Source organism: Flavobacterium croceum DSM 17960, assembly GCF_002917885.1.
Taxonomy (GTDB): domain Bacteria; phylum Bacteroidota; class Bacteroidia; order Flavobacteriales; family Flavobacteriaceae; genus Flavobacterium; species Flavobacterium croceum.
Genome location: NZ_PQNY01000007.1, coordinates 88,679 through 107,911, shown reverse-complemented (window position 1 = coordinate 107,911; position 19,233 = coordinate 88,679). Strand labels below are relative to the sequence as shown.

The window sequence follows — 19,233 nt, the reverse complement described above, 5'->3', positions numbered from 1 at the left end:
TAAGTTTTTTTATTCTTTAATAAATCTTAATGTTTTAGTGTATTTGTCACTAAACATAGTAATAAAATAAACACCATTACTTAAAGAAGAAGTGTTTATAGTAAGATTGTTATTTAATGCTTTGTTTGTTAAAATGGTTTGTCCTAAACTATTGGTAATTGATATACTATTTGGTAAGTCTAAACCATCAGGTATTGAAATATTGATTTCATTTTTTGAAGGGTTTGGATATACATATATATTGCTTGCAAACTCAAAATTTTCAGTACTTAAATTAGCGTTATTTGTAAAATAACTAATTCTTGAAATAGGGCTATTACCTCCGGGCCCTGTAAAGTCAGTTACGTTTACTAAAACATTTGCACCACTATTCGCAGTAACAGTATAATAACCATTGCCATAACCGCTTACAATACCATCGCCATAAGAGTCATTTACAGTTAAATAATAACATCCATTTGCACTAAGAGCCCAAGATTGATTTGTAACTAAATTTTGAGTACCATTAGAACTTAAATTGTTGTAAGGGCCACCATAATATAATATAGTTCCAGCTTGATTTTTTAGATTCCAAGTAGTTTCAGCTCCATATCTATCACCAACTAGATTAAAGGTAAAAGTTGTTGCATTAGCATAAGCTACAGGAGAAATTGTAAAGTTAAAGGCTTTTGATGCAGTATTATTACTTGCTCTTTGGTCTGATGTTCCATTTACAGATGTTATTGAAACATTAAAAGTTCCATTTGCACTAGAATTTGCCAAAGTTACATATGCAAACTTATTAGGAGCTAAACTTCCAGTCCAATTTTGAGTTAAGTTTGTTCCTCCATTAATATTGTAGCTAATTGTAGCTGAAGTCAAATTCGAAGTACCTCTATTATACAAAGATATAATTTTGTTTGGTAGCGAACCATTTGGATTAGCACAGCTAGGGCTTACTGCTTCACAAAGATTTTCTATTTTTACTTCGGCATCGTTAGCAAACAAAGCTATAGCTACATCTTTTGTTGAAGTTTTCAAAGATGCTCTTCTCGGAGCATTATTCATTATTACTGTTATTCTATCTTTTTGATTTTGCGTAAAGATATTCATACAAGCATCATCGGTGTAATCCATATAATTCTCAATCATATCAACTCCTGGAGTACTAGGACAAGAATCTGTTCCAGTTGGGCAATTAAAATTAGCTGCTGCCGCTGCCGGAGTATCTGCGCAGTAATCTTTGTTTGTTGATACATTTGTGCTAGGGCATGTAGATGAGTCTCCCCAAATATGTCTTAATCCTAAAAAGTGACCAACTTCATGTGTCATAGTTCTTCCTTTATCAAAAGGTGCTTGAAAAGCCCCAGAACTTAAATCTGAACTTCCAAAATACTTGTAGCCAGCTACTACACCGTCAGTGTCAGCAGCACCTCCAGAAGCACTTAGCCCTGCTAGGCCAGAAGCATCTGGAAATTGCGCATAGCCTAATAAAGTACTGTCTGAAAAGTTTACACTCCACATATTCATGTATTGTGTAGGATCCCAAATAGTACTTGGTTTTACTATTCCGTCTATATCTGTATCAGACCAAGAATTTTGACATAAATTAACTCGATCAATACCGTTTGTTGGATTGCCATTTGGGTCAACTTTTGCTAAAACAAATTCAATTTGAGTGTCAGCACCAACAGGATTCGTATTATATCCAGGTGTATTAATCATTTTTCTGTAATCTTGAGTCATTACTGTAATTTGAGATTGTACTTGCTCATCAGTAATGTTTTCGTTGGTTCCGTAAGCATCTCCATTGTGTATAACGTGTACAACAACAGGTATGTAAATGATACCACCACTTTGCGAACTAACTGTTTGTAGGTGCTTGTAGTTTTGAATTAATGGTGCTAACCAAGTTTCAAACTCTTCAGTTGTAGCTCTTTTAGGGTAAATTTTCTTTAAATATCTTTCATATTCATCAGTTGCACATCTAATGTATCCATTTGGAGATGTTTCTATTTGTTCTCCAAACACAACTTTTTTCTTGTCAGATTGTGAAAAACCAAGTAGGCTTAAGGAGAAAATTAATAATAATGTAATTTTATTCATTGAATCTTAAATTTTCCCCAAATATAATAGATTTTTAAAAACCAATATTTATTTTTAAAAAAAAATATTAGAGCCTGTTTAAATTTTATTTTATTTAATTTAAAGCAGGCTCTAATATTAATGAATATTTTCTTTAAAAATAAAGTGTTTTACAAAGTTTGATGTAGAATCCAAGCCTCTTTGTTTTCGGTATTCTTTATGGTAGAAAGTGCTTTTTCGGCTTCTGATTGACTAGAATAACTACCATAAAATACAGGATATAACCCATTGCGTTTTGAGATTGATTTTCTAGCAGGAAATCCTTTTTTTATTAAATTTTGCAATTCTTTTTCGGCGTTTTGCTCATTTTTAAAAGCACCCGCTACTACATGATACGAATACTCTTTTGCATTATTTAATGGTGTAGAAACAGGTTTATCTTTTGTATTAGTAGTAGATTTTGTTTTGGTCTCAGTTTTGGTCTCAGCATTAGTTACTGTAGCATCTTTATCTACTGCTAGCGTAGTTGTTGGCAAAGGGTTTTCTACTGCAAATGTAGCTTCTTGTATTTTTTGATCTACTTGTTGCTTTACTTTGTTTTTTACGGCTACGGTTTCTTGTTGCGCTTTGGTATTATAATAATTATTTCCATAATAAATACTAGCGTAGATAAGTCCTCCTCCTAGTAAAAACAAGGCCGCGTATTTAAGCCATGCATTCGTGTCTGATTCGTCTTTTTCTGTAACGTTTTCTGTAACTGTAGTTTTACTATTGATTGTATTTGACACTGAAGTGCTAGGTGCTTCTTGCTTTTCAATAGGTTTTTGTACTGGAGTAAGCACAATAGATTCAGCAGGTATTTCTTCTTCTACATAAATAGTTTCTTTTCGTTGTATAGTAGGTGAAACATAAGAAGTAAGACCAAAAGATTCAGTTTGATAATTTACTTGTTCCGAAGGTTCAAACACTAAATTTTGTTCGCTATTTAAAGATATTTCTCCTATGTTTTTTAAGTATAATACGCCTTTTTGATACAAAGTTTGTTTCCAATTGAATACTTCATTTTCAATTTTTGCAATGGCTACTTCATAAGAAATTCTTTCAGACAACGATATATAATTGGCCAACAAGCCATCATTGTTTTTTAAATACGCATTAAAAGAAATTACTTTTTTGGGTGGATAAAACGCATGAGACTCTTGGTGTACTTGTGCCGATTTTACTTCGGTTAAAAAAGCACCAAACCCTGGTATGGTTACACATTGATATCTGTAGAGCAATTGCGAGATGTGTTCCTCTAATTTCATGGCGAATGATTTATGTAGGTTATAATTTGGAAACCAAATATACTATATATTTTTTTAGTAATGATTTTTTTAACCTATTTTGCACAAGTAATTTTATCTACCATGAAACAAGAAGCATTATATTATACCCTAGCATTATTAAAAATAGAAGGCATTGGCGATATTATGGCCAAGAAATTAATATCGCACTGTGGTTCTGCCCAAGAAGTATTTCAATGTTCTGCAGAACAATTAAAAAAAATTGATGGTGTTGGTACTATATTGATAAAAAACCTTGCCAACAAACATGTTTTTCATCTTGCTCAAAAAGAATTAGAATATATTACCTCTGAAAACATACAAGTAAGTTACTTTTTTGATGATGACTACCCCGAAAAATTAAAACACTGCATAGATGCCCCCGTTTTATTGTTTTATACAGGCACTATAGATTGGCAAAATCAAAAAATAATAAGCATTGTAGGTACTCGGCAAATTACAAGTTATGGCATTGATTTTTGTAAAAATTTCATTGCCGATATTGCACCTTATAAACCAATTATCGTTTCAGGATTTGCCTATGGTGTAGATATTTGGGCTCATCAATGCGCCATGGATTTTGGATTGCAAACAATTGGTGTATTGGCTCACGGACTTAATCAAATATATCCAAAAACACACAAAAAGTATGTTTCTAAGATGGAACAGAATGGTGGTTTTATTACCGAATTTTGGAGTAATACTAATCCTGATAAAGAAAATTTTGTAAAAAGAAATCGTATTGTAGCAGGTATTGCCGAAGCTACTTTAGTAATAGAAAGTGCCGACAAAGGTGGCTCACTCATTACCGCTGCGATAGCAAACGACTACAACAGAGATGTTTTTGCAGTACCTGGAAGAAGTACAGACAAATACAGCCAAGGTTGTAATATGCTTATTAAAACGCAACAAGCACATTTGATTACTTCTGCTTCAGACATGGTTTATATTCTTAATTGGGAACATGACGCCGTTGTAGAGAATAAAAAAGTTATTCAAAAACAGTTGTTTGTAGAGTTGAGTAGCGATGAACAAAAAATCTATGAATATCTACAAAAAAACGGAAAGCAATTACTCGATGTAATTGCTCTTGATTGTGAGATGCCTATCTTTAAAATATCATCTATATTACTTACTATGGAACTCAAAGGCGTAATAAAACCATTACCCGGAAAACTCTTTGAGGCAATATAAAATCTAAATTTAGTAGCCTAGTTTTTGTCTTACTCTTTGTAAAACACCATCGGCTATTAGAGAAGCTTTTTGAGCACCTTGTTTAAGAATTTCGTCTACCTCTGCTAAATTATTCATGTAATAATTATATTTTTCTCTTTCGGTTTTAAATCGGGTTATTATTAAGTCAAACAACTCTTGTTTAGCATGACCATACCCATAATTTCCAGCTAAGTATTTCGCTCTCAATTCTTCGGTTTGCTGTATGGTTGCCAATAGTTTGTATAGTGCAAAAACTTTGCAAGTATCTGGGTTTTTGGGTTCTTCTAGTGGTGTGCTATCGGTTTCTATACTCATTACTTGCTTGCGCAAAGGTTTATCTTCCAAAAATATGTTAATAATATTACCACGAGATTTACTCATTTTTTGGCCATCAGTACCTGGTATATACATAGTGTCTTCTTGTACTTTAGCATCGGGCAATACAAAGGTTTCTCCCATTTGATGGTTAAATCTTGAAGCTACATCTCGAGTTATTTCCAAATGTTGCAATTGGTCTTTTCCTACGGGTACAATCTCGGCATCATACAATAAAATATCGGCAGCCATAAGCATTGGATAAGTAAATAAACCAGCATTTACATCTTCTAGTCTATCGGCTTTATCTTTAAATGAATGCGCTAAAGTAAGGCGTTGAAACGGAAAGAAACAACTTAAATACCACGATAGCTCTGCGGTTTGCGCCACATCGCTTTGGCGATAAAATACAACTTGGTTTATATCTAGTCCGCAAGCCAACCAAACTGCGGCTGTGCTATAGGTGTTTTGGCGAAGTTCTGCCCCGTTTTTTATTTGAGTTATCGAATGTAAATCGGCAATAAATAAAAACGATTGATTTTCAGGGTTTTTAGAAAGTTCTATTGCAGGTAATATGGCTCCTAATAAGTTTCCTAAATGAGGAGTTCCAGTGCTTTGTACACCTGTAAGTATTTTTGCCATAGTTTTTATTTTTTGCAAAGGTAATTTATTTTGGTTTGAGTTTAAAACCTATTGACCGATGTAACCTTTGAAAATATTATTTTAGCTAAAAAAGCGTTACTTTTGAAAAAATGAAAACGACATATCTGAATGTCTTTTTTATGTATCTAACCCAAATAGTAATGAAATTTTTAAAATATCCTTTATGGTTGTTGTGGCGTATATGGTTTTATATACTTGTAGCGGCTCCTATTGTTTTGTTTTTCCCTCTTTTACTACTTTCTATCTTAAAAGAAAGTTGGTATCCCTATTTTTTTAAAATAGCAAGAATATGGGCAAAATTCATTTTATATGGTATGGGGTTTTATTATGTTGTGCAAAAAGAACAAGAGCTTGATATTCATAAAAGCTACATGCTAATTGCCAATCACACAAGTATGACTGATATTATGCTGATGCTTGCCGTAGTTAAAAATCCATTTGTTTTTGTAGGTAAAAAAGAATTGGCAAACATTCCATTATTTGGTTTTTTTTATAAACGAACCAGTATTTTGGTAGATCGCACCAATCAAAAAAGCAGGTATGAAGTGTATGAACAAGCTCAAAGAAGGCTTAAGCAAGGCTTAAGCATTTGTATTTTTCCTGAAGGTGGTGTTCCTGATGAGTCTGTTATTTTGGATGAATTTAAAGACGGCGCTTTTCGTTTGGCTATAGAGCATCAAATACCTATAGTGCCTATTACGTTTTATGATAATAAAAAGCGTTTGTCTTATACTTTTTTTAGTGGAAGTATGGGCGTTATGCGTGTTAAAATTCATTCATTTATAGAAACCGCTCTACACGATCAAGATGCTAAAAAAGCATTAAAAGAGCGAGCAAGATCTGTTATACTCAATGATTTACTTCTAGATGAAGAAAAACAAAAAAAGATTTCTATTTAGAAATCTTTTTTTGTTTTTTGAAGCTATACAAGGTTACTCTTTTACTATTTTAAAATGTACTTGTTTTTCACCAAAATCAACCTTGAAAAAATAAGTTCCGCTGGCGTAACTAGATATGTCTATTTGAGAATCCAATTGATTTTTGGTACTTGTATAAAGTAGTTGCCCTGTTATATTGTAAATGGTTACAGTTGTAAACGGTTTTGTACCCGAGTGTAATGTGATTGTATTTTTTACAGGATTTGGATAATATGTAAAATCTATATATTCTGAAAAATTTTGATTTGAAAGATTTGGAGTACAAGTTATAAAAGCTTCAAAACCAGCGTTATTTACAGCTTGGTCGGTAACATATTTAAGTGTCATGCTTCCATCTGGAGCTGTAGATGTATACGTTCCAGGAATTGTATTTCCTGTAAAAGAGCCTATTTCGGGAGCGCTTACAGAGTTTCCATCATATAAATACAAATAATCATAGTCTTGCTCAAAATCAAAAGCAGTAAAAGTAATTTTTATTAGATTGTTAGGAACATTAGGTATCATGATGCGAGTTACCGTTTCCATATCAGCATAATTATTATTTACACCGCCTGTATCATAAAAATTTAAACCTCCACAAAAATCTCCTGGTGTAACAAAAACAAAGTTTCTTGCGTAAGGAATAGCTGTAGTATTTGAACAAAGAGGTCTTACTGAAGCTACATAGTATGTATTAGGATTTAAACCCACAGCATTGAAACTATTTGTACTAGCATTGCTCCAAGTAGTAGCATTTTGTCCGTAAGGATATACAGCTATTTGCCAAGAACTTGAGTTTGAATCTATCCAATTTATAACCGCGGTAGACGAAGTAACATTACCAACCGAAACATCTTCTACAGTATTAATACAAGTGTTAATACAATCTGTACTTAAACATGTTGCTGTATTTACTTTGCTGATTATTCTATTTTTAGGTTGTGTTCCAAAGCCATTTGAAAATTTGATTCCAATAGATGATAATAAATGGCAATAGCTCATAATAGTTCCTTTTTGAGTACTTGTAGGTAAAGTAGGAGGAGATGTCATACAACTTCCTCCCTCCCAACTAGAGCCAAGAGCTTGTGGCGCACAATTGTCTATTGCTGTATTGTTTCCGTTCCAAACACACGCATGGGTGTGAGGCGAACCTAGTAAATGGCCAAATTCGTGTGTAATAACTTGAACTGTCCATGAATAGGTTGGTACTGTGTTGTAACTAATATCAACATCAGAATAGCTAAAATTATTTGTAGAACAAAGCCCATTTATAGTAACTGCTACACCACCTAAACCGCCACTATCTATACCTACGAGTTGTCCTACATCACCATTAAATACAGGTCGGGTAGCATTAAACAAAAATAAATAATCACTAGAAGATGTGCCTGCGCCTTCATAAGGATCTTGTGTAGTCCAAATATACATAGATTTTAATGCTATGTTTATTGTATCGTTGTTGTAAAGCGTTTGCACGTTATTAAAAACAGATGTCATCCAGTTGGTTGTATTGGTTGTGTCACTACCGTTTTGCAGATATATATTGTAATCTATTTCAAAATACATGGTAACACATCTTGTAGTATTTGTGCTTTTATGATTTGCTAAATCATTTTCTGAAGAAACACTTGATTGGTCATCTTTAGTAGCGCATTTTAAATTTGGGGTTACTTTAAAATTATGATCTTCGTAAATAATATATTCAGATGAGTTATTTTTTACGTCTAATTTGCCTATAACTACATTGCTGTAAACATCTCCAGATAGTATACCGTTGCAGTCGTTTTCAAAAAAATTAAAGCTTGCTACCGAAGTATAATCGTTGTTAATAATTCCTCTATAATAGACTCCCTTTTTATATGAAATATTGGTTCGTATATTAGTATCTATTTGAAAATCGTTGGTAAATAAATTTACTTTATATAATTTAACCTCAATTTGAGTGTTATTGTAAGGAATTTCCAATAAAATATGTTCGGGTTGAAGCGTTTGTATTTGTTGCAATACTACAGGGTTAATAGTTGCCGTTGTGGCATTCTCGACTACTTTGTTTACTGTGGCATTTTGAGATTTTTTAGAATTTGTAAATAATGTATACAAATTATAATTTGTATGTTTAGCATCTAGTTTTTGAACATTTTTCCCTATTTCGTTTTGAGAAAAAGCTATAAAACTCAGTATAATAAAACATAAAACGGTTAATCTTTTCATGGTTTAGTTAGTTTGTTAGTTAATGTAAATATAGAGATTTGTTTCTAAAAAAAATAAAAAGCATCTTCAATGTGCTCTAAATCATATTTATTGTTGTTTTTATAAACTGAAACAATATCAAATCGTACACTTAGATCAAGATTTTTTTGTTGAATGTATTCGTTGATGGCTTTGGTTACCAATTGTATTTTTTTTGATTTTACAAAATCTTGTGGAAGTCCAAAATCTATAGACGAGCGAGTTTTAACTTCTACAGCTATCAAAATATTTTCTTTTTGTGCTATAATATCTACTTCAGCTTTTTGAAAAATCCAATTAGTTTCTAGAATGATATAGCCGTTTTTTTGTAGAAAATCTTTTGCTAACTCTTCGCCGTATTTACCTAATTCGTTGTGCTCTGCCATAGTAATTACGGTGCAGGATTGGGTATTTGTTCTTGAATTTTGTTAATTTCTAAAATAATTTCAGAACTTAAATTTATCGTAAAAGCATTGATGTTTTCTTCCAACTGTTGCATGGTTGTAGCACCAATAATTGTTGCTGTTACAAATTGTTGCTGATTTACAAATGCAATAGCTAATTGCGTTGGTGTTAAATTTACTGCATTTGCCAATTCTAAATACAAACGTGTCGCTTTAAAACAATTTTCGTTGGTATATCGAGTAAAATGTGGAAATAATGTCATTCTAGAGTTTTCTGGATAACCTTTTAAATATTTTCCAGAGAGAAAACCAAAAGCTAAAGGCGAGTAGGCGAGTAAACCTACATTTTCTCGATAACAAAGTTCAGATAAGCCTACTTCAAACAACCTGTTTAGCAAAGAATATGGATTTTGAATGCTTACAATTCTAGGTAAATTGTGTTTTTCGCTTTCATTCAAAAATTTCATAACGCCGTAAGGGTTTTCATTAGAAACACCAATGTGTTTTATCTTTCCTTCTTTTATCAATCCATCAAAAATATAGAGAACTTCCAGAAAATTCTCTTTCCAATGCGTATCTATTTCGGTTAAACCTCTTTTGCCAAACATATTCATTACACGCTCTGGCCAATGCATTTGGTATAAGTCTATATAATCTGTTTGAAGATTTTTAAGACTGAGATTTACTGCTTCGTGTATACTTTTCTTAGAAAAATCCAAAGGTTTTCTAATGTAGTCCATACCTCTATTAGGCCCTGCTATTTTTGTAGCCAATACAAAACTGTCGCGTTTCGATTTGTTTTTGGATACCCAAGAACCTATATAGCGCTCAGTGTTTCCAAAAATAGTTTCATTCCCGCCTATAGGATACATTTCGGCTGTATCGATAAAATTAATTCCTCTTTCTAAGGCGTAATCCAATTGAAGATGAGCTTCTTTTTCTGTATTTTGATTACCAAAAGTCATTGTGCCTAAACAAGCTTTTGATATAGCTATTTTTGTGTTGGGTAGAGTTGTATATTTCATATTAGTAAGAAACCCCTGTATGTTCTTTTCAGGGGTTTAGTGATTATAATTCGTTAAGCATTTTAGAAATTTCGTCGAGCTTAGGTGTGAGTATAATTTCAATTCTTCTGTTTTTCGATTTTCCTTCGGCAGTATCATTGCTTGCCACAGGTGCGTATTCTCCTCTACCTGCTGCGGTAAGATTTTGTTTGTTTACACCTTTATTTTCGGCCAAAATATTTACAATAGCTGTGGCTCTTTTGGTAGAAAGATCCCAGTTGTTTTCTACACCACCGCCTATAGTTCCAAGAATTTTATCGTTATCTGTATGACCTTCTATTAATACAGATAAGTCAGGGTTTTGTGCCAGTACCTTTCCTACTTCTATAACTGCTTTTTTTCCTTCATCATTTACAGCCCAGCTACCTGTTTGAAAAAGTAATTTGTTTTCCATTGAGATATATACTTTGCCATCTTTTTCAAAAACTGTAAGTCCTTTGCCATCAAATGCTTTTAGCGATTTGGTTAGTGTTTCCTTTAGCTTTTTCATGTTAGCATCTTTGGCATCTAGTAAGGCTTCAAGTTCTGCCAATCTTTTTGAGCTTGCTTCGAGTTGGGTTTTCAGTTTATTTAATCGCTCTTGCTCTGCATTCATAGATTTTTCTTTTGCATCTAGTTGCGCCAGTAGTTCTCTATTTTTATTTATATTGGTTGCTAAGGCATCATTGCTGTCTTTTTCTAAAGCATTGTAAGAATCTTGTAGTGTTTTCAGATTTTTTTGAGTAGCCGTGTAGTCTTGTAGTAATTTATCTCGTTCTGCTTTTGTTTTATTGAGTTCATCTGTGAGCAATTTATTTTGATTTTCTAAATCATTTTTAGACTGAGATAATACTTCATTAGTGTCTGATAGAGAGCGGTTTTCTTTTTTTAAATCGGCATACTTAGATTCTAAATCGTTGTATATTTTTTTGGAAACACAAGAAGTCATCAAGACTAATACTGCAAATCCGGTAATTATTTTTTTAATCATAATAGAGTTTATTAAAGGCTAAAATTACTATAAGTAATCGAAATTTTAAATAGAAAATATCAATTTTATGATAAAATTAGATATAAGTAAAAAGGATTGTCTGTTTGAGACAATCCTTTTACTATTCATTGAGATAAATATTTACTAAGGTAAATTAGCTGGATAACTCATTGGAAAACTTTGAGGCTTATAGAACTTGAATGTCGAACCATAAGTTGCATTAATAGCTTCTAAAAATTTATTAGCAACATAAGCATTAGCTCTAGCCGTTAAGTGTACGCCATCTAAACCAAATGCTCCTCCTTGAACAAAAGATGCTGTCATGTGGTAGTTATCAAAACGAACCCCTCCGTTTGCTAATTGTTGCATTACTGCATTTACATCAACAAAAGCTAAAACCTTTGCATCTGCTGCTGCTTTAATAGTAGCATTGTAAGCATCGGTAGCTGTTTTTAGTTCTGCAATTTCAGTTGGTATTAATATGTGTTTATCTTGTAATGGATAAGTTATACCAAACTTGTTTAATGGTGATGGTGGCGCAAATCCTAAACCAGAATCAGAAGCTGTTGGTGCTGCACCAATAGCATTTTTAGTTGTTAATAGCACTAAATCTGTGGCTTTTGCTTGTCTAGCTTTTCCAAATACAGCTCCGTAAAAAGCAGCATTAGCTGCACCCATACTTGGTGTAAAAGCAGCAGTAAGTTGAGCGGATAAATCTGTTAGAGATTCATCTTTTATTAATACTGGATTTGCTTTTGATGTAGATAATAATTCTATTCTATCTCCTGCTCCAAAAGCGGTTAATGCTTGTTTTAAAGGCCCGTATAACTGAGTGTTTAATTGAGAAATAGTAGCATCTCCTACTGTTGTATTACCATTACCTAACACAGCAGAAGTTAAAGGATTGTATGGCACCGTAGTAAAGAAAGGTATTGTAGAAACGTAAGGAATGTTGGCTACAACTCCTTTTGCTCCACCCGATGTAAGTGTATTTACAAGAGCATTGTATGTTCCGTCAAAACCAACACCTGGTGCTCCAGTGGCAGGAGTGATTGGGTTAGAACCGTCTCCTCCGCTCATAGCATAACCTAATACATCGTTATTACCTATCCATAATGAAAAGAATGTAGGTTGTTGTGCCATAGCATCTTGCAATACAGAAGTAGTTGCGCTAGAAGCAAAACGAACAAAATAAGGATTTGCTGTTTGAGGCGAAGTCATTAATCCTGCTGGATTTCCATATCCAGGTGCTAATAGATGAAAACTTTTTGCTCCAGGTACCCCAAAGTTGTTAAATCCACCTGTTAAAACTGGTAGCAATTGAGTTGTTGGAGTTGCAGCTAGGTTTACAGGTGCTGAACCATTAAAAATTAATCTTGTAGATTGAATTTGTGTAGTACCAAACATTAAACCTCCAATGTTGTCATTCATATAAGGTATTTTAAACTCTCCACCGCCCACAAGTGCAAACTGATCTGCCATTAATTTAGCATAAGAGTTTTGTTGTCCTGCTTTAAACAAAGCACCATCTGTAAAACCGGCCGTAATAGAGTTTCCTAAAGCAACATATTTACTAAAATTTGCCGAACCTGCCGTTACAGGAACATCTGCTACTGTTTCATCTTCATTATTATTACATGCTACTAAGCTTAACGAAGCAATAAATAGCCATTTGATATTTTTTATCATAATCAATTTTTTTATTTATTATGGATTAATTGTCCAAGATACCAACCATTGTTGTCCTATTCTACCAGCTCCAACTACTTGAAGATAATCTTTGCCTCCTATGTTTGTTCCACTAACTTTTAATACCGATTTTAAAGCTGGTAAAGCATACGATGCTTGTGCATCAAATACAGATATAGAAGGAATCATTCCGTCTGCAAATGAAGACTCCCATTTGTATTGTTCACTCCATCTCCAGTTTATATTAAAACCAAAGTTTTTAAATAATTTTGTATTACTTAAAGATGCTTTTACTCTATGTTTAGGTGTATTAAAGTAAGAAATAAAAGAAGGATCTTCATCTTGATTAAAGTCAAATTGAGCGTAGTTATAATTAGCACCTAATTCAAAGTTTTTGTATACTTTTTTAGACAATCCAGCTCCAAGACCTAGAGAGTTTACAGTAGCTACAGAGTTTGAATACACTTGAAATAAACGAGCGTCTCCGTTTGACAATGCTTGTGCTGCCGTAGCAACATCTGTAGAAACATTACCATAATAAGGAGCATATACTCTAGCCGTTGTAGAAAAATTGTTATAAATATTATAATAAGCATTCAAATCTACACCAAAACCTTTTATAGATGATTTGTAACCTACTTCAAAAGCTTTTACTTGCTCAGGTTTAATATAACCTAATGAAGATTTTTGTAAATCGGCAACATTACCTGTTTGTCTAAATTTTGCTACCGATGCAGAAGTAAAAGCATTATCATAAGCATTGTACCCATTTAAATCTACGGTAGCTTGCCCGCCATTTAATAATTGACCTGCTGTACTAACATTTTGTGTTTCTGTATATCTCCCTAAGTTATCTGGTGCAGACCCTATAAGTGCAAAAGCACCTATATTTAAACCAATATATTGATCTTGTGTTGTAGGGTTACGGAAACCTGTTTGGAAAGAAACTCTAAAATTATGACTTTTTGTTGCTCCTGCTGAGTACACTACAGAAACTCTTGGAGAAAATTGTCCTTCAAAGTTTTTAGATTTGTCATAACGTACAGAACCTGTAAGTTTGATACGATCGTCCATTACTTTTTTCTGAATTTGAGTATACGCTCCGTATTCATCGTATTTTAAAGGTCCGTCAAAATCTGTAAATATGGTTCCTTGTGAATTCATGATATATTTTCTATAAGAACCTCCTATTTGAATTTCAGCAAATTTTATTTCATCTCTAAAATTATAGTTTGCATCTGCATGGTATAATTTAGAATTATCCAAGAATTTTGCTCCTGTTCTTAAATCTGGATCACTAACAACTTGCTTGTAAGCTGTTTCAAACTGTGGAGTTCCTGGTTGAAATTGAGGTTGTCCATTGGCTACCAATGGTAGTGGTGTAGGATTTATATTGTTATTTGCCCAATTTCTAGCCAAAGCATCTGCTTGTGTAGCATTTACACCCATAAAAATTTGAGATTGTAAAAACATAGTTGCATAATCTGTAAACCATCCTGTGTCTGATTTTGCTGCTCTATTTATGTTTAAAGCGGCAAATTGCATATCATAAGAATCCCCAGCGTCTTCGGTAGACATATATCCTCTTACAAAGAAATTTTTGCCTTTAAACTCTGCACGAGTTTGTTGCATGATAAAGTTTTTAAGCATATATTTACTAGCTCCTTGGTAAATGGTGTTACCCATACCTATTTTGTGCTGTAATATAATTTCTTTATCATCTGCCCATGGTTTAATGTGTGCGGCAAAATCTGCTTTTATAGCATGTATATTGTTGTCTGTTAAATATTTTTCTGCATATCCTGTACGTGAAACTTGACCAACGTTATTTATAAATGTAGAGGCTTCATCTCCATAAACATTCATACCATTGTAATTTCTGTTTGCTGTATGACCTATTGCTCCTCCATTAACATCTGTTTGATCATCTGCCATCCATTCTTTTGCTTTCATAAAAGTAAAGTTACCTTTTAGCGCAAAATGTTTTGTAAATGCGTGTGCTGCGCGAATACCGAAATCCCAATAATCATTGGTTCCTGCAACTTCTTGAGTAGTTTGACCGTACTTTGCATAAAAACTTAATCCTTGATTAGTAAAAGGGCTTTTACTATTCATAAATAAAATTCCGTTGAAGGCATTTGCTCCATACAATGCTGATGATGCACCTGGAAGTAGCTCTACACTTTGAATATCCAACTCTGAAATACCTACCAAGTTACCTAATGGGAAATTAAGTGCTGGCGAAGAGTTGTCCATGTTATCTACCAATTGCATAAAACGTGTGTTCGCAATAGTCGAAAAACCACGCGTATTGATAGATTTAAAAGACATACTACTTGTGTTGAAGTGTACTTCTTTTAAGTTTTCTAAACCTTCATAATAATTTGCTGAAGATGTTTTTTTAATATCTTGAAGTCCCATTCTTTCAATGGTAACTGGCGATTCTAAAATTCTTTCAGGAGTTCTAGAAGCCGATATTACAATTTCATCCAATTTATTGTCGCTACTTTCTAGAGTAACTACAACATTTTGACTTGCCGATGCTACTTCTACTTTTTGAGTAGCATATCCAATACTAGACACCTGTATTGTAAAAGGCGGTTTTTTATTAGTTTTTAAAGAGAATTTTCCGTTACCATCGGAAACTGTTCCTGCTGCATCTCCAACAACTTTAATGTTGGCCGCCGGAACGGGTTCGTTTTTGCTATCTTTTACCGAACCTGAAATTGTAGTTTGCGCCATAGAAATGCCACAACACAGCAATGTCAAAATAAAATGATAAATCTTCATTAGGTTTTAAATTTATTTGGTTTGAAATGGCAAAGTACAAATATTTTTTATATTAATAAAAAAAGCGAGAAAAAATCTCGCTTTTGTCAATTTTCAATATAAATTTTTATTTATTCTACGGTTACCGATTTTGCTAAATTTCGTGGTTGATCTACATTGCATCCTCTTAATACAGCTATATAATATGATAACAACTGTAATGGAATTGTTGTAATTAATGGAGAAAGTGCGTCTGATGTTTCTGGTATTTCAATTACATAATCGGCTAATTCTTTAACTTGAGTATCTCCTTTGGTAACTACCGCAATAATTTTACCGCTTCTAGATTTTATCTCTTGAATATTGCTTACCACTTTGTCATAGTGCCCTTGTTTTGGTGCAATTACAATAACAGGCATTTTTTCGTCTATTAACGCAATAGGGCCGTGTTTCATTTCAGCGGCAGGATAACCCTCTGCATGAATGTAAGATATTTCTTTCAGTTTTAAGGCCCCTTCTAGTGCTACTGGGAAGTTGTAGCCTCTGCCTAAATACAAACAATTCTGTGAATCTTTAAATTTTTCTGCTATTTCTTTGGCAATATCGTTTGTGTTTAAGGCTTCTAAAACTTTTTCTGGAATTATTTCTAATTCTTGTAAATATCTAAAGTAATCTGAATTGGAAAGCGTACCTTTTACTTTTGCTAAGCGCAAAGCAATCATGGTTAATACCGTAATTTGGGTAGTAAAAGCTTTGGTAGATGCCACACCTATTTCTGGTCCTGCATGAGTATATGCTCCTGCATGAGTTTCTCTAGAAATAGAAGAACCTACTACATTACAAACGCCAAAGACAAAAGCTCCTTTTTCTTTTGCCAATTTAATCGCAGCGAGTGTATCTGCAGTTTCTCCCGATTGTGAAATGGCTATTACAACGTCTTTACTTGTAATAATTGGATTTCTATATCTAAATTCAGAGGCATATTCTACCTCAACTGGTATACGAGAAAATTCTTCAATAATATATTCTGCAACCAAGCCTGCATGCCACGAAGTTCCACAAGCAACAATGAGAATTCTATCGGCATTGGTGAATTTTTCAATATTATCTTCTACACCACTCATTTGAATAATACCTGTATTTGCCAAAAGTCTTCCTCTATAAGTATCTTTTATTACATTGGGTTGCTCATAGATTTCTTTAAGCATAAAATGCTCATAACCTCCTTTTTCAATTTGCTCTAAATTTAGCTGAAGCTCTTGTATATAAGGGTCTACTGTAGTGTCGTCTTTTATTTTTCTGATTTTTAACGGCTTATGTAATCGTATTACGGCTGTTTCTTCATCTTCTAAATAAATAGCATTTGAGGTATATTCTATAAATGGTGTAGCATCAGAACCTACAAAAAATTCTCCGTCTCCTATACCAATTGCCAAGGGCGAACCTAGTCTTGCTGCTACTAACTCATCGGGTTTTTCTTTGTCAAAAACCACAATAGCATAAGCCCCAACCACTTGGTTTAATGCTAGTTGAACTGCTTTTCCAAGTTTAATGTTTTCTTTTTTCTTGATTTCTTCTATCAAATTTACTAACACTTCTGTATCTGTATCAGATTTAAAAGTATAACCTCTATTGATAAGTTCTTTTTTAAGAGGTTCATAGTTTTCTATAATACCATTGTGAATGATACATAAGTTCCCCGAATTTGACAAATGTGGGTGTGAGTTTACATCGTTTGGTACACCATGTGTTGCCCAACGTGTGTGCCCAATACCTATAGAGCCGTTTAGTGTTATCTCATTTTGGGCACGAGCCTCTAAATCTGATACTTTACCTTTGGTTTTGGATACTTTTAGTTCGGAATTGTCGTACAACATTATTCCGGCACTATCGTAACCTCTGTATTCTAATCGTTGTAATCCTTTTATTATTACAGGATAGGCTTCTCTGTGCCCAATGTATCCAACTATTCCGCACATAAATATTTATTTTAATTATTCAGGTTTGGTATACCAAACTTCAAATTTGACTTTTTTTGTATTATTGGTACTTGGGTTTGTACCATAAAGTTTTACTCCCAATGGATTGGCTACCGACATTGTAGGCAGGTATTTTAAACTTTGACCTGTTGCAAAGTAATTTGGTGTAGGGTTTTTAAACTGCATACTTGTAGTATTACCTATACCTTCTGTAACAACCAAACCAAGTTTAACATTGGTAGAATCGGCATATTTTACTAAGTTTCTAAGATGGTTGGTAAGGCGTATTTTGTATACAATATCATCTCCATCTTTATAACGAATACCTCCGTGTATGTATTTATTGTATTTTGAGGTCAATACGCTCGTGGTTTGGTCGTATGTATAATCTACAATTGGTTTTTTGTTTTTTAAATCAAAAAGATAAATTCTATTGGGTACTTGAGCCAAAGTATTTGGCGATTTTACAGTAAAAGTTATGCTTGCATCATTAATAAGCCATTTATTACTACGCATAGCATTTAGTTCTGGCGAAGTACTGTTTGTATTTCCGCCAAATAGTGAGATTACAGATATAGAACCATTTCCTCCTTTAAGCAAAAGCTCATCTGTAGCCACATTATCGGTGTAACTATTTTGATTATCAAAAAAGTTTACGGTGTTTCCAGATAAATTTAACAGTAATGTTTTACGTTCTTTGGTAGTATCTGTACTCGATTTTTCGTCTTTGTATACTATAGTAATTTTACCTTGTGCAAAATTCATTTTGGCTGCTGTTCCTGCCTCGGGGCTTGAAGGAGAAGCTGCTGCTTTGAATAACAATCCTCTAAATAAATTTTTTCTAAATAAATTATTGTTTTCCAAATACCCGTATTGATTACCTGTAGTAAGTAGTTGTTTGTAGAATGCTTTTTTGGCAGGGTCATTTTGTGTTAAGTCTAAAAACATACCTGGTGCCAAACGCTCTTTTACAGCTTCTGTAGACAATCCTATATTTTTCTTTATTTTAATTTGATCTCTTTTAAATTCAAATGAATCGTCAGAGTACAACAATTCTTGATTTACATTGGTAAAATCATTCAATTCATCAGAATAATGTTTTTTTAAGGTTTGAAGTCCTTCGGAAACATCAACTTGACTCAAATCATAATTATTACGGTAAACCTTTAAACTTATTTTAGTATATTCATTTTCTACCGAACTATTAGAAAGAATAGAGTCTTTGTTTAATGTATATTGGCTATCTCCTGTGGTTGCATCTGTACTTTGAAGTGTAGAAAAATATGGCACGTACAAATAAACAGAATCAATTTCTATAGTATTAATATTTACAAAATCAAGACTTGTAGTTCCCAATGATAGCTCTGTAACAAAGCTTGAAGTAGTTTTACCAAAAACAGGATCATTATAATAACCTAATGTGTTAATTGGTAAATTGTTGGTTTGAACGGCTCCTGTTGCTTTATTGTTTATATCAAGATCAAAATTTTGGTTTAACATTCCGTAATGATCATCTGCAACAAAATCAGTTCCTAGTTCATTAAAATCTTTATCACAAGACACCAATAAAAGGGTAGTAAAAAGTAGTAAAAAAAGTGGCGTAACAATTTTTGAGATTTTCTTCATAATT

The 19,233-nt window shown here is 33.1% G+C and carries 13 protein-coding genes; 2 read left to right on the top strand and 11 right to left on the bottom strand.

Features of this window, described 5'->3' with window-relative positions; all coding sequences use genetic code 11:
* Window positions 1–9: 9 nt before the first annotated feature.
* Together Q361_RS06740 and Q361_RS06735 are read right to left on the bottom strand one after the other, a co-directional pair.
* A complete protein-coding gene (locus Q361_RS06740; protein ID WP_103725958.1) occupies window positions 10–2,085 on the bottom strand; it encodes a M43 family zinc metalloprotease in 2,076 nt (691 codons plus the stop codon).
* A 149-nt stretch (window positions 2,086–2,234) separates the two neighbouring features.
* Entirely contained in the window at window positions 2,235–3,371 is a 1,137-nt protein-coding gene (locus Q361_RS06735) for an HU domain-containing protein (RefSeq protein WP_103725957.1), read from the bottom strand.
* 102 nt (window positions 3,372–3,473) lie between these two features.
* On the opposite strand from Q361_RS06735, the gene dprA reads away from it, so the two are divergent.
* Window positions 3,474–4,583, top strand: coding sequence for a DNA-processing protein DprA (gene dprA / locus Q361_RS06730; RefSeq protein WP_103726008.1), 1,110 nt, complete (start codon window positions 3,474–3,476; stop codon window positions 4,581–4,583).
* Between the two features lie 9 nt (window positions 4,584–4,592).
* On the opposite strand, the gene trpS is transcribed toward dprA, so the two are convergent.
* Window positions 4,593–5,561: a tryptophan--tRNA ligase gene (gene trpS / locus Q361_RS06725; protein WP_103725956.1), complete on the bottom strand. Its 969-nt coding sequence runs from the start codon at window positions 5,559–5,561 to the stop codon at window positions 4,593–4,595.
* A gap of 161 nt (window positions 5,562–5,722) precedes the next feature.
* Between trpS and Q361_RS06720 the strand changes: the two genes are divergently transcribed.
* Window positions 5,723–6,481, top strand: a complete 759-nt coding sequence (locus Q361_RS06720; protein WP_103725955.1) for a lysophospholipid acyltransferase family protein — start codon at window positions 5,723–5,725, stop codon at window positions 6,479–6,481.
* Between the two features lie 33 nt (window positions 6,482–6,514).
* Here Q361_RS06720 and Q361_RS06715 read toward each other — a convergent pair whose 3' ends face one another.
* The 8 genes from Q361_RS06715 to Q361_RS06680 all read right to left on the bottom strand — a co-directional run bounded on the left by Q361_RS06715 (window position 6,515) and on the right by Q361_RS06680 (window position 19,229).
* Entirely contained in the window at window positions 6,515–8,710 is a 2,196-nt protein-coding gene (locus Q361_RS06715; protein ID WP_103725954.1) for a M12 family metallo-peptidase, read from the bottom strand.
* A gap of 44 nt (window positions 8,711–8,754) precedes the next feature.
* The gene (locus tag Q361_RS06710; RefSeq protein ID WP_103725953.1) at window positions 8,755–9,114 is read right to left on the bottom strand and encodes a YraN family protein; all 360 of its coding nucleotides are present in this window, start codon (window positions 9,112–9,114) and stop codon (window positions 8,755–8,757) included.
* 5 nt (window positions 9,115–9,119) lie between these two features.
* The gene (locus Q361_RS06705) at window positions 9,120–10,157 is read right to left on the bottom strand and encodes an aldo/keto reductase (RefSeq protein ID WP_103725952.1); all 1,038 of its coding nucleotides are present in this window, start codon (window positions 10,155–10,157) and stop codon (window positions 9,120–9,122) included.
* Window positions 10,158–10,200: 43 nt separating this feature from the next.
* Window positions 10,201–11,166: an OmpA family protein gene (locus Q361_RS06700; protein WP_103725951.1), complete on the bottom strand. Its 966-nt coding sequence runs from the start codon at window positions 11,164–11,166 to the stop codon at window positions 10,201–10,203.
* Window positions 11,167–11,310: 144 nt separating this feature from the next.
* On the bottom strand, window positions 11,311–12,855 hold the full coding sequence (locus Q361_RS06695; RefSeq protein WP_103725950.1) for an SGNH/GDSL hydrolase family protein: 1,545 nt from the start codon (window positions 12,853–12,855) through the stop codon (window positions 11,311–11,313).
* Window positions 12,856–12,873: 18 nt separating this feature from the next.
* The gene (locus Q361_RS06690) at window positions 12,874–15,645 is read right to left on the bottom strand and encodes a TonB-dependent receptor (RefSeq protein ID WP_103725949.1); all 2,772 of its coding nucleotides are present in this window, start codon (window positions 15,643–15,645) and stop codon (window positions 12,874–12,876) included.
* 110 nt (window positions 15,646–15,755) lie between these two features.
* Entirely contained in the window at window positions 15,756–17,603 is a 1,848-nt protein-coding gene (gene glmS, locus Q361_RS06685; RefSeq protein WP_103725948.1) for a glutamine--fructose-6-phosphate transaminase (isomerizing), read from the bottom strand.
* 15 nt (window positions 17,604–17,618) lie between these two features.
* Entirely contained in the window at window positions 17,619–19,229 is a 1,611-nt protein-coding gene (locus Q361_RS06680; protein WP_103725947.1) for a DUF4270 domain-containing protein, read from the bottom strand.
* Between the last annotated feature and the right edge of the window lie 4 nt (window positions 19,230–19,233).